The 11,509-nt window shown below is 63.0% G+C and carries 15 protein-coding genes and 1 pseudogene; 8 read left to right on the top strand and 8 right to left on the bottom strand.

All coding sequences use genetic code 11. The annotated features are described in order from the left end of the window. Positions 1 to 219: 219 nt before the first annotated feature. Positions 220 to 1,461 (bottom strand): acyl-CoA dehydrogenase family protein, encoded by a 1,242-nt coding sequence (locus tag EN993_RS23090; RefSeq protein WP_127264915.1) that lies wholly within the window; start codon positions 1,459 to 1,461, stop codon positions 220 to 222. A gap of 116 nt (positions 1,462 to 1,577) precedes the next feature. Between EN993_RS23090 and EN993_RS23085 the strand changes: the two genes are divergently transcribed. The 6 genes from EN993_RS23085 to EN993_RS23060 all read left to right on the top strand — a co-directional run bounded on the left by EN993_RS23085 (position 1,578) and on the right by EN993_RS23060 (position 5,896). Continuing rightward, positions 1,578 to 2,393, top strand: coding sequence for an SDR family oxidoreductase (locus EN993_RS23085; protein WP_109659178.1), 816 nt, complete (start codon positions 1,578 to 1,580; stop codon positions 2,391 to 2,393). A gap of 39 nt (positions 2,394 to 2,432) precedes the next feature. After that, positions 2,433 to 2,918 (top strand): MaoC family dehydratase, encoded by a 486-nt coding sequence (locus EN993_RS23080; RefSeq protein WP_263495443.1) that lies wholly within the window; start codon positions 2,433 to 2,435, stop codon positions 2,916 to 2,918. After that, positions 2,915 to 3,949: a phosphotransferase family protein gene (locus EN993_RS23075; RefSeq protein WP_127264914.1), complete on the top strand. Its 1,035-nt coding sequence runs from the start codon at positions 2,915 to 2,917 to the stop codon at positions 3,947 to 3,949. Before EN993_RS23080 ends, EN993_RS23075 begins: the two co-directional genes overlap by 4 nt. After that, complete coding sequence (locus tag EN993_RS23070) at positions 3,949 to 4,725, top strand: SDR family oxidoreductase (RefSeq protein WP_127264913.1); 777 nt, start codon at positions 3,949 to 3,951, stop codon at positions 4,723 to 4,725. Before EN993_RS23075 ends, EN993_RS23070 begins: the two co-directional genes overlap by 1 nt. Before the next feature lie 91 nt (positions 4,726 to 4,816). Then, the gene (locus EN993_RS23065) at positions 4,817 to 5,461 is read left to right on the top strand and encodes a TetR/AcrR family transcriptional regulator (RefSeq protein ID WP_127264912.1); all 645 of its coding nucleotides are present in this window, start codon (positions 4,817 to 4,819) and stop codon (positions 5,459 to 5,461) included. Between the two features lie 186 nt (positions 5,462 to 5,647). Beyond that, positions 5,648 to 5,896, top strand: a complete 249-nt coding sequence (locus EN993_RS23060; protein WP_127264911.1) for a DUF680 domain-containing protein — start codon at positions 5,648 to 5,650, stop codon at positions 5,894 to 5,896. On the opposite strand, the gene EN993_RS37930 is transcribed toward EN993_RS23060, so the two are convergent. Then, positions 5,865 to 6,170 carry an AraC family transcriptional regulator gene (locus EN993_RS37930; protein ID WP_245468941.1) on the bottom strand — a complete coding sequence of 102 codons (306 nt, stop codon included), beginning with the start codon at positions 6,168 to 6,170 and terminating at the stop codon, positions 5,865 to 5,867. The two genes, EN993_RS23060 and EN993_RS37930, sit on opposite strands and share 32 nt — an antisense overlap. Between EN993_RS37930 and EN993_RS37925 the strand changes: the two genes are divergently transcribed. After that, the gene (locus tag EN993_RS37925) at positions 6,091 to 6,294 is read left to right on the top strand and encodes a hypothetical protein (RefSeq protein WP_245468942.1); all 204 of its coding nucleotides are present in this window, start codon (positions 6,091 to 6,093) and stop codon (positions 6,292 to 6,294) included. The genes EN993_RS37930 and EN993_RS37925 overlap by 80 nt on opposite strands. A gap of 78 nt (positions 6,295 to 6,372) precedes the next feature. Here the strand turns inward: EN993_RS37925 and EN993_RS37920 are convergent. Beyond that, positions 6,373 to 6,891 (bottom strand): annotated as a pseudogene (locus tag EN993_RS37920) (cupin domain-containing protein); the annotation flags it as partial. 66 nt (positions 6,892 to 6,957) lie between these two features. On the opposite strand from EN993_RS37920, the gene EN993_RS23050 reads away from it, so the two are divergent. Further along, the gene (locus EN993_RS23050) at positions 6,958 to 7,806 is read left to right on the top strand and encodes an SDR family oxidoreductase (RefSeq protein WP_127264910.1); all 849 of its coding nucleotides are present in this window, start codon (positions 6,958 to 6,960) and stop codon (positions 7,804 to 7,806) included. A 43-nt stretch (positions 7,807 to 7,849) separates the two neighbouring features. Here the strand turns inward: EN993_RS23050 and EN993_RS23045 are convergent, their stop codons facing one another. The 5 genes from EN993_RS23045 to EN993_RS23025 form a co-directional block, all read right to left on the bottom strand. Next, positions 7,850 to 8,263, bottom strand: a complete 414-nt coding sequence (locus EN993_RS23045; RefSeq protein WP_245468940.1) for a hypothetical protein — start codon at positions 8,261 to 8,263, stop codon at positions 7,850 to 7,852. A 49-nt stretch (positions 8,264 to 8,312) separates the two neighbouring features. Then, positions 8,313 to 9,098 carry a ThuA domain-containing protein gene (locus EN993_RS23040; protein ID WP_127264909.1) on the bottom strand — a complete coding sequence of 262 codons (786 nt, stop codon included), beginning with the start codon at positions 9,096 to 9,098 and terminating at the stop codon, positions 8,313 to 8,315. Between the two features lie 179 nt (positions 9,099 to 9,277). After that, positions 9,278 to 9,508, bottom strand: coding sequence for a hypothetical protein (locus EN993_RS23035; protein ID WP_109661205.1), 231 nt, complete (start codon positions 9,506 to 9,508; stop codon positions 9,278 to 9,280). A 59-nt stretch (positions 9,509 to 9,567) separates the two neighbouring features. Beyond that, a complete protein-coding gene (locus EN993_RS23030; RefSeq protein WP_127264908.1) occupies positions 9,568 to 10,152 on the bottom strand; it encodes a sarcosine oxidase subunit gamma in 585 nt (194 codons plus the stop codon). Beyond that, positions 10,145 to 11,509, bottom strand: a 1,365-nt coding sequence (locus EN993_RS23025; RefSeq protein ID WP_281040572.1) for a glycine cleavage T C-terminal barrel domain-containing protein, incomplete at its 5' end; no start/stop codon positions are given. The genes EN993_RS23025 and EN993_RS23030, both read right to left, overlap by 8 nt.

Raw genomic sequence — 11,509 nt, 5'->3', positions numbered from 1 at the left:
AGGCGAGGCTGACCTTGATCAGCACCTGCGTCGGCCCGGGTGTCGGCACCGCGATGTTGCCCGGCTCGAGATAGGGCTCCATCGCCTCCAGCACACTGCCGCTCGGCGTCCTGGTGTAGCCATCGCCGACCAGCAACAGCGCCTTCATTTCGGAGGGGACGGTCATTGGAACACTCCTTGCTTGGACCTGTCGGCATCGCCTGATGACGATGCCGGCGCTCAGACCTTTTCCTGCGTATATTTTTTCAGCTCGGTGCGCGCCACCTGCCGGCGATGCACGGCGTCAGGCCCGTCGGCAAGGCGCAATGTGCGCAGATGCGTCCACGACCGCGCCAGCGGCGTGTCCTGGCTGATGCCTTGCGCGCCGAACATCTGCACTGCCTCGTCGGTGACCTTGAGCGCAACGCGGGGTGCGATCACCTTGATCTGGCTGATCCAGGGAGCCGCGGCGCGCGCATCGCCCTGGTCGATCATCCACGCCGCCTTGAGGCAGAGCAGGCGGGCCATCTCGATCTCCATGCGGCATTCGGCAATGATGTCGAAATTGGCGCCGAGCTTTGCCAGGGGCTGACCGAAGGCCTCGCGGCGCACGGAACGCTGGCACAGCATCTCCAGCGCCATCTCGGCCTGGCCAATGGCTCGCATGCAGTGATGGATGCGGCCGGGACCGAGCCGCCCTTGCGCGATCTCGAACCCCCTGCCCTCGCCGAGAATCAGGTTCGACGCCGGTATCCGCACATTGTCGAAGCGAAGGTGCATATGGCCATGCGGCGCATCGTCATCGCCATAGACCTGCATCGCTCGCACCTTGGTCACGCCTTTGGTGTCTGATGGCACCAGGATCATCGAATGACGACGGTGCTGCGGCTCTTCATCGCCGCCGGTCCGGACCATGACGATGTAGATGGCGCAGCGTGGATCGCCGGCCCCTGAGGCCCACCATTTCTCGCCGTTGAGCACATAGTCGTCGCACTGGCGTTCGCAGCGCATGGCGATGTTCGTGGCGTCGGACGAGGCGACGTCCGGCTCGGTCATCAGATAGGCCGAGCGGATCTTGCCGTCCAGCAGCGGCTTCAGCCATTCTTTCTTGTGGTCGGCCGAGCCGTACCGCTCCAGCACCTCCATATTGCCGGTGTCGGGCGCCGAGCAGTTGAAGGTCTCGGCGCCGAGATGCGCCTTGCCCATCTCCTCGGCCAGATAGGCATATTCGACGGTGGAAAGGCCGTAACCGCGTTCAGAACCGGTCAGCCAGAAATTCCATAGGCCGCGCTCTCTTGCGGTCTTCTTCAGCCCTTCGAGGATCTCGCTCTGGCGCGCACTATAGACCCAGCGGTCGCCTTCCTTGCCCACTTCGCCCAGAAACTCCTTGTCGAGCGGCATGATTTCGTCGCGCACCATGGCGGCGACGCGCGCGTGGATCGGCTTCAGCCGCTCGGTCATGCCGAGATTCATCTCCGTCATCGGTCGCTAACCCTTCATACATGCCAGGCATTTTGTCAGTGGCAAGGATGACCGTACTTCGGATAGCCTTGTCAACGCGAACTGTTTTGCCCGCATGCCGAGCACTGAGGATTGTGATGAGCTATCTGGACGAGCTGTTTTCGGTGGCCGGCAAAACCGCGCTGGTGACGGGTGCCGCGACCGGTATCGGCCGCATGGCGGCGACCGCGTTGGTGCAGGCCGGCGCCAGTGTGATGATCGCGTCGCGCAAGGGCGATGACTGCATCAAGGTCGCTGCCGAGTTGAACGAACTTGGTGCACCGGGCCGGGCGGAAGGCTTTGCCGGCGATGTCTCCAGCGAAGCCGGCATTGCCGCACTCGTCGCCGAGGTCAAGGCGCGGACCGGGAAACTCAATATTCTCATCAACAACGCCGGCGTCTCCTGGGGCGCGCCATTGGAGAGCTTTCCCTATTCAGCATGGGCCAAGGTGCTCGGTGTCAACGTCACCGCGGTCTTCCATCTGACGCGCGAATTGCTGCCGCTGCTCGATGCCGCCGCCAGTGACGCCGATCCGGCCAGGGTGATCAACCTGGGTTCGGTGATGGGCACGCAGCCGCTGGCCGACGACGCCTATTCCTACACCGCCTCGAAGGCCGCGGTTCATCATCTGACGCGCACACTGGCGCTCGAGTTCGCCGCCCGCCGCATCACCGTCAACGCTTTCGCCCCCGGCCCCTTCCAGAGCCGCATGACGGCGTTTGCCACCGGCACGCAAGAACAGGCCACACATGTCGGCGGCCATGTTCCGATCGGCCGTATCGGGGCGCCGGATGACATTGCCGGCGCAACGCTCTATTTGTGCAGCCGTGCAGGCAGCTATGTCACCGGAGCCATCCTGCCGATCGACGGCGGACAGTCGGTGCAGCATGGGCTGACGCTGTTCAAGGAATGACATTTTCCGGCCACAGAAGCCGGAGGTGAACTGGAGGACATGAGCGTGGAACCGATCAGTCTCGATGTGCTTCTGGCCAATGTTGGCAAGGAGGTTGGCGTGTCGCCGTGGCGGGTGGTCACGCAACGCATGATCGACCAGTTCGCCGATGCCACCGACGACCACCAGTTCATTCACTGCGACCCCGAGCGGGCCATGCGCGAGACGCCGTTCGGCGGCACCATCGCGCACGGCTTCCTGTCGCTGTCGCTGTTGTCGGCGATGACGTTCGAGACCATGCCGCCGCTGGAAAACAGCAAGATGGGCGTCAACCACGGCTTCGATTCGCTGCGCTTCCTGGCGCCAGTGAAGACCGGCGCGCGCATCCGCACCCGTTTCGTGCTGGCCGACGTCAAGGTCAGGCCGTCGGGCTGGGTGCAGACGGCGCATGATGTGACGATCGAGATCGAGGGTTCGAAGAAACCGGCGCTGACCGCGCGCTGGCTGACGCTGACCCTGATCGAACGCCAGCCCGAGACGGCATGAGCGATCCGAACGTTCTCGACCAGGCAGCGCTTGCGCCTTACCTCGAGGCGAACATACCGGGCTTTTCCGGGCTTGCTGCAATCGAAAAATTCAAATCCGGCCAATCGAACCCGACCTATCTCGTGACGGCGGCAAGCGGCCGCTACGTGCTGCGCGCCAAGCCGCCGGGGCAGTTGTTGAAATCGGCGCATCAGGTCGACCGCGAATTCAGAGTGATGGGCGCGCTTGCCGGCACCGCCGTACCTGTGCCGCGGATGCTGCATCTTTCCGACGAAGCCTCGCCGATCGGCCGCATGTTCTACGTGATGGATTTCCTCGACGGCCGCATTTTCTGGGATCCGGCGCTGCCGGAGGCAGGCGGCAACGAAGAACGCGCCGCCATCTACGATGCCATGAACGACACTCTCGCCGCGCTGCACGATGTCGATGTCGAGGCCGTGGGGCTCGGCGATTTCGGCCGGCCGGGCAATTATTTCGAGCGCCAGCTGGCGCGCTGGACCAGCCAGTACCGCGCCTCGGAAACCGGCACTGTCGCCGACATGGACCGGCTGATCGCCTGGCTGGAAACGCATATGCCCGCAGATGACGGCCGTGTCTCGTTGGTGCATGGCGACTACCGGCTGGACAATCTGATCTTCGCTTCCGATCGGCCCCAGGTTCTGGCGGTGCTCGACTGGGAACTGTCGACGCTTGGCCACCCCTTCGCAGATATCGCCTATCAGTGCATGCAATGGCGGCTGCCGCACGCGTCGGGTTTTCGCGGCCTGGGTGGTGTCGACCGTTCCGCACTCGGCCTGCCTTCCGAGGAGGACTACGTCGCCAGCTACTGCCGGCGGCGCGGGCTCACCGGGATCGGCAACTGGACGTTCTTCCTCGCCTTTTCCTTCTTCCGGCTGGCTGCGATCTGCCAGGGCGTCTTCAAGCGGGCGCTGGACGGCAACGCCTCCAATCCGGAAAAAGCCAGGACCTATGGCGAGGCAGTAAAGCTGCTTTCGCATCTTGCCGCCAAACTGATCGACAAGGAGGCGTGATGGGCCGCTTCGACGGAGCAACGGTGCTGATCACGGGTGCTGCCGGCGGGCTCGGCCGAGGTGCGGCGAAAGGCTTTGCCGCTGAAGGCGCAAAGCTGGTGCTATCGGACATCGACGAAAAGGCACTCGCCGATCTTGCAGGCACGCTGCAGGTCGAGACGGCGATCCTCGCCGGCAACATAGCGGACGAAGGCTTGTCGGAGGATCTGGTCAGGCTGGCGGTCGAAAAATTCGGCCGGCTGGACATCGCCGTCAACAATGCCGGCATCGTCCAGAGCTTCGTGCGTCTGCCGCAGGTCGAATCGGACGAGGCCCGCCGCGTCCTGGAGATCGACCTGCTCGGCGTGTTCTATGCCATGAAGCACCAGATTCCGCAGATGGAACGGCAGTTCAAGGCGAACGGCAAGGGCGGCGCCATCGTCAACATCGCCTCGGTCGCCGGGCTGGTCGGCGCGCCAAAACTTTCGGTCTATGCGGCGGCCAAGCATGGCGTCGTCGGGCTGACAAAATCGGCAGCGGCCGAATACGCAACCAAGGGTGTGCGGATCAACGCGATCTGCCCCGCCCACACCAGGACGGCGATGGTGGACGGCTTCGTGCGCGTCTCCGGCGTGCCGGAAGAAGAGGCGTTGGCCGAGCTGACGCGCGGCGTGCCGATGAAGCGGGTGGCCGAAGTGGAGGAAGTGATTACGGCGATCCTGTTCGCCGCCGACCCCGCCAACTCCTTCATGACCGGTCATGCGCTGGCCGTCGACGGCGGCGTCGGCGCGATCTGACACCTTCCGTTTGGGAACTTCCCGCGCCCTTGTTCGTTTTCGTACAGCGTATATAATTAGCCACGCACCATCCCAACGAAGGCACGAGATTTTGCCGCCGAGCGTCCAGACACGCCGCGAGAAACAAAAGGCAGAACAGCGCTCCGAGCTGGTCGCGGCCGCCCATAAGCTCGTCCAGGAAGAAGGCTATGAAGGGCTAACCATCCGCAAACTGGCCAAGCGGGTCGGCTATGCCCCGATGTCGGTCTATTCCTATTTCGCCGACAAGCAGGACATCCTGTTCGCGCTCGCCGAGGATGCGTTCGAGACGCTTGCCCGACGCATCGAGGGGCATTCGTCCGACGATCCGATCGAGGCCTTGCAGGCAGTGATGACGGAATATGCCGCGTTCGGGCTTGGCAATCCCAACGAATACCGGACTGTCTTCATGACCGAAAAGACCAAGTTGCCGGAAGGCAGAAGCTACGAGGACATGGAAGAGGGCAACCCGGCGATGAAAGCGCTGATCAGCCGGGTCGAGGCCTGCGTCGCCGCCGGCAAGTTGCAAGGCGATCCGCGCGCCATCGCCACCATGCTTTGGGCGGTCGGCCACGGCACGATCTCGCTGCTCATCACCTTTCCGTTCTACCCCTTCGGAGATCCGCAGGCTTTCGTGAAGCGGATGTGCGATTTTACGCTTGCCACGCTCAGCACGCAAGACGTGCCACCGCTGACCGAGATACTGGTCAACTGCTGAACGCCAGTTCCGTTCGTTTCCATATTTCCTCTCCGCCCTTCCCAGCATCAGGGCGAATTTCTTGGTTAACAAAAAATTTACCGTACGCGTACGGTTTTGGCTTGAACTTCGCGATCGACGGACGTATCTGTACAGTGCATCGTACATGTACGAGAAAAATTCACCCGTCGAAAACGGAGACTGACAATGAAAAAGACCCTTCTCACCCTCGCCGCCGTGCTGGCACTGTCCGGTTCGGCCTTTGCCGCCAACACCACCCACCCGGTCAAGCATGCGCCGACTGCAACCTGCATCGACACCAAGACCAACGTGAAGCTCGATTGCGCTTCGACCGGCTCGGTCGAGAAGAAGGGCGTCACGGAAAACACCGCCGAAGGCAAGGGCCCGCGCCTCGGCATCAGCGTCAACCCGTGGATTGTGCCGAGCGCATTCTGAGGTTTGATTGCATACCCGCCCGGGTTTCCCCGGGCATGGTCTCGCCCCGGCTTCGAGCGGCATACTGGGTTGGTGCGCAACCGACCTTGCCGCTGAAGGCGGTGCTGAAAGCACTTGGCGATTGATAGCCGACATCGGCAGCGATCTGGCTGAGCGGCTTCTGACTGTGCAGCAGTGCGTCTTTGGCCAGCGCCATGCGCCATGCCAGCAAATATTCGACCGGTGCCGCCCCGACGACATCGACGAAGCGTCGGGCAAATCGCGAGCGCGACATTCCGGCGGTTTTCGCCAACTCGGCAATCGTCCACGCCCTGCCGACATTCGAATGGATGTGGGTGGGTCAGTGCCTTGGCCAATTGCGGATCGGCGAGGCCGCCAAGCAGGCCCTGAGGCTGTGATGCGCGTTGCGCGCCATCGCGACGCAGCGTTTCGATCAGCATCACCTCGATCAACCGTGACAGCACCATGTCCCTGGCCGGCCTGGCAGCATGCGTTTCATCGACGATGATACGCATCAGGCCTGCGAGCCGCTCACCGACATCTTCCGCCGCACGGATATGAGTGAAGCGCGGCAGCAGGCCGAACAGCAGGTCGGCATTGGCCGGATCGCAGATGATCAGGCCGCCAAGTATGCGCGTCGTCGGGCCCTCCGTCCTGCTGCCGACCCGGACTTCGTTGTCGATCGTGTTGCGTTCCTTGAACTCGGCGTCGGAGAGAACGAGCTTCGCGCCGATATGGCTGACGAAACACGCGGAACACGGCTGCGCCGCCAGCAGGTAATCCCCCGCGCACAGCCGCACGGCATCGGCATTCTCGGCCTGGAACCAGCATTCACCTTCGGTCACCAGATAGAAGGTGGGATCGGTCTGGTAGGGCGAGCGGATGCCCCACTCACCGGTTGCCGCAAGATGCCGAGCAGCAGCGTCTTTGGGCGCAACAGGGCGATAATATCGGTCAAAGGGTCCAAATGAGACGATCCGTAATGTAATTGGCACTCCTCGTTATAGATCAGCCAGAGCGCTTTACATAGATCAGCCGCATAACCTCAAGGAGTTATGTGAATGACCAATACCGTCCTCATCACCGGCTGTTCGTCCGGGCTCGGCAAGACCACGGCGAGGCACTTCGCCACCCAAGGCTGGAACGTTATCGCGACAATGCGAAAGCCGGACCAGAGTCTCGCCGCCGGCCATGCCGATCAAATGCTTGTGCTGCCGCTCGATGTCACCGATCCCGCAAGCATCGAGGCCGCGATTGCCGCTGGCATCGAGCGCTTCGGACATATCAACGCCGTCGTCAACAATGCCGGCATCAGTGTCGTCTCGATCTTCGAGGCCACCGCGAAGGAGACGATCCGCGGCATCTTCGAGACCAACGTCTTTGGAATGATGAATGTCATGCAGGCGGCGATCCCGCATTTGCGTGACCAGGGCGGCGGCACCATCATCAACATCACCTCGGGCGTCGGGTTGGCCGCCGTACCGCTGCTGGCGCTGTACACCGCGACCAAGCATGCCGTGGAAGGCCTGTCGGAATCGCTGTCCTACGAGCTTGAATCGCAGAACATCCTCGTCAAGCTCGTCGAACCCGGAGCCATGCGCACCACCAGCTTCACCTCCAACACCATGACGGCGTCAGAGGCTGTTTCGGTCCCGGCAACGTACAAGCCCTACTTCTACCACATGATGCAGTCGATGATGAACTACCCGTTCCCGGATGCGGACGAACAGCGGGTGGTTGCGACGATCTTTGCGGCAGCGACCGATCCGTCGCACCGACTGCGCTATCTCGCCGGTCCGGATACCGAGGAAATGGCAAGGCTGCGCTGGTCGACCTCGGAAGATGAGTACCTTTCCACCATGAACCGGCTGATGGGCCAGACCGCCTGGCGCGATGGCAATGCCAGTTGACCGCTTCACAGCAGACCGCCCGGGTTAAGGCCACGACAGGATATCAGGCAATCGAGATCGGCAGCTTCGCCGCTGAACTCTCGAAGGCCGCGTCGATCAGCTTCTGCATGTCTGCGGCGCGCCGGAACGATGGATCGCCGTTCCGGCCTGAATCCAGCGCGTCGGCAAAGCGCCGGGCATTGCGCTTGACACTGGGCAGCGCCAGCGTCTGCCAGCGCTGAAGATCGACATCCCCACCCAGGCAGGCAGACAGGTTCGATACCTTGCCGTCGGTCTCGACCTTGATGGCGCCCCTAGTACCGTGCAGGGCGAGAGACAGATCGTTGGCGTGGCCGGTCATGTAGCGGCTCGCCACGATCGTGGCGAGCGCGCCGATGCTGCAGCCCGGAATTCCGGCAAACTCCTCGACATGATGCCCGGCGATGCCGCCGGTGCCGAGCAGAAGAATTCGATGCATCAACCCAAGCCCCCGCTTAACTCAAGCCCAAATCAACTCAAGCCCCTAATCAACTCAGGCCCTTGTCGCCATCGGCATGCAGGCGCAGCCCCTTCTGGACGATCTTCTCCTTGGCCGCATCCGTCGGCACGTTCGGCGCATTGGTGATGCCGGACCATGCCGGCGCCGGGTTGTGCGCCCAGTGCACCGCGTTGCGCAGCACCTGCTGCACGCCCTCATTGTGATAGATCGGATAGGTCTCGTGGCCGGGCGAGAAGTAGAAGATCCTGCCTGCGCCGCGCTGGTAGGTCAGCCCTGACCGGAACACCTCGCCGCCCTCGTACCAGGAGACGAACACCGTCTCGAGCGGCTCCGGCACGGCGAAGGGTTCGCCATACATTTCGGTCTCGCCGATCTCCAGGCAATCGCCGATGCCTTGCGCGATCGGGTGGCCGCGGTTGATCGCCCAGACGCGCTCGCGCTCGCCCGCCTCGCGCCATTTCAGCGAACAGGGCGTGCCCATCAGCCGCTTGAAAATCTTCGAGTAGTGGCCGGAATGGAGCACGATCAGGCCCATGCCTTCCCACACCCGCTTCTGCACCCGCTCGACGATCTCGTCCTTGACGTCGCCATGCGCCGCATGGCCCCACCACAAAAGCACGTCGGTAGCCGCCAGGCGCTTCTCGCTCAGGCCATGTTCGGGCTCCTGCAAGGTGGCGGTGGTCGCCTCGATGCCCTTGTCCTGGTTGAGTGCCGCGGCAATGGTGCCATGCATCCCCAAGGGATAGAGGTCGCGCACGGCGGCATTGGTCTGCTCATGGACATTCTCGCCCCAAACGATCGCTTTTGTCGGCATTTTCATCTCCCAAAGCGCTTTAAATAGCATGTCCAATGGGATTGAGAAGGTCCGATCCGATCTGGTCCGATGGAAAACTGGAGCAATTCCAGGAAAAGTGTGAAACGGTTTTCCGTCCGGAATTGCGCTAAAATGAAAAAGGAGAGCGGTTCGGCGTTTCCGCGAAACGATGAACCGCTCTACGTCTTGCGCTTCTTGCGCCCGGGCACGGTCTTGGCCTTGCCGGGTTTCGCGGGCGCGCCGGGAATGGACGTGCTGGTGATCGATATCGGATCGCTGGCCGGGAACGTGTCTTCGAGACCTTCCTCGAGTTCCTCTTCGGCGCTCGGCGCTTCGTGCCGCTCATGTTCGAGCGAGCGGACGGCCGATGTCTTCTTGACCGGCGACTTCGGCGCGGAATTCGACGGCATCGGCATTCTCCCTCGGCGTGCGGATGCAGAACGAGCGTGCCCTGCAAAACGTTCCGAGTTCAGACCGCTGCGTCGCGCGATCCCTCGGACAGGAAAGTAAAAACATAGTCCGAGAAGGAACGCCAGCATTCAACCCGGAAGGTGTCGGCGGCTGTGCGCAGCAGCACGATCTCCGTCTTGCCCAGGATGGTGCGCGACGCTGCTCCCACCGGGAAGACGTCGAGCGATAGATCCTGCGGACAACCCCCATTGATCGTCGCTGCTGCCCCGGCGCCCGTCACGGCGATAGCAATGTTGCGATGCGAGATGCCGACCGCCGAGTGCAGCACGGAAACCTTGGCGCAATCGGCGAGCGGATCGTTACCGGCCTCGTCGACAACAAGCCATTCGTCGGGGCCGAGCCACAAGGCGGTTCGCCCACCCTTCGAGGCAGACGTCTTCGGCTTGTTCGGCAAGGTCACCCCGAGCGCTTTCGAAAGCGCTGCAACCGAAGCCTCCGGCGCACGCAATGACATGCGCTCAGCCGGCGGCAGCACCTCGACCTTGACGCTGGTCGCCGAAGTGCTGCGTCCAGCCAGCGCCGGACGGCGTTCTACCGAAGGCGATGCAGCCGGAGCCGTCTTTCTTGCAGCGGCCTTAGCCATTGAGGCGCCCTCCCGTCTCGTCGAAGAACACCATGCCGGTAACCTCCACTTCGATCACCCCGTTCGGCATCGGCACGTAGAGCGTTTCGCCCATGCGATCGCGGCCGCCGGCGACCAGCGCCAACGCGATCGAGCGGCCGCAATTTTCCGACCAGTAGCTCGAAGTGACATGGCCGATCATCTTCATCGGAATCGCCTGCTTCGGGTCCTCGACGATCTGCGCGCCTTCTTCCAGCACCACCTTGGGGTCCTTGGTCTTGAGACCGACCAGCTGCTTGCGGCCCTTGGCGACCAGGTCCGGTCGCGCCATGCCCCTGATCCCGACGAAATCGGTCTTCTTCTTGCCCACCGCCCAGTCGAGGCCGGCATCGTTCGGCGTGACCGTGCCGTCGGTATCCTGGCCGACGATGATATAGCCCTTTTCGGCGCGCAGCACGTGCATGGCCTCGGTGCCGTAGGCGGCAGCGCCATGTTTCTGACCTTCAGCCCACAGCGCTTCCCAGACGGCCTGGCCATAGTCGGCAGGCACGTTGACCTCGAAGCCGCGCTCGCCGGTGAACGACATGCGGAACAGCCTGGTCGGCACGCCGCAGATCTTGCCTTCGCGCACCGACATATGCGGCAGTGCCTCGTCGGACATGTCGATGCCTTCGACCAGCGGCGCGATGATGTCACGTGACTTCGGGCCCTGCACGGCGATGACCGCCCATTGCTCGGTGATCGAGGTCAGCCAGACATTGAGATGCGGGAACTCGGTCTGGAGATAGTCCTCCATGTGGTTCATGACGCGCGGCGCGCCGCCGGTCGTCGTGGTCACATGGAAACGGTCCGGCGCCAGTCTGCCGACGACACCGTCATCATAGATGAAGCCGTCCTCGCGCAGCATGATGCCGTAGCGGCAGCGGCCGGGCTCCAGCTTCTCCCATGGGTTGGTGTAGAGCAGTTCCATGAACTTGGCCGCATCCGGCCCGACCACTTCGATCTTGCCCAGCGTCGAGGCATCGAACAGGCCGGCCGTCTTGCGCACCGCGACGCATTCACGGTCGACGGCAGCGTGCATGTCTTCCCCCGCATTGGGGAAATACCAGGCGCGCTTCCACTGGCCGACATCCTCGAACACCGCCCCTTGGGCCTCGGCCCAGGGATGGATCGCCGTCTTGCGTGTCGGGTCGAACAGCGGACCGCGCGCATGGCTGACGATCGCGCCGAAGGTCACCGGCGTATAGGGCGCCCGAAACGTGGTCAGGCCGACCTCCGGGATCGGCTTGCCCAGCGTCTCGGCGGCAATCGCCAGGCCATGCATGTTGGAGGTCTTGCCCTGATCGGTCGCCATGCCGTTCGTGGTGAAGCGCTTGAC

Source organism: Mesorhizobium sp. M7D.F.Ca.US.004.01.2.1, from assembly GCF_003997785.1.
Lineage (GTDB): Bacteria > Pseudomonadota > Alphaproteobacteria > Rhizobiales > Rhizobiaceae > Mesorhizobium > Mesorhizobium loti.
This window is presented reverse-complemented; position numbering and strand designations above follow the sequence as displayed.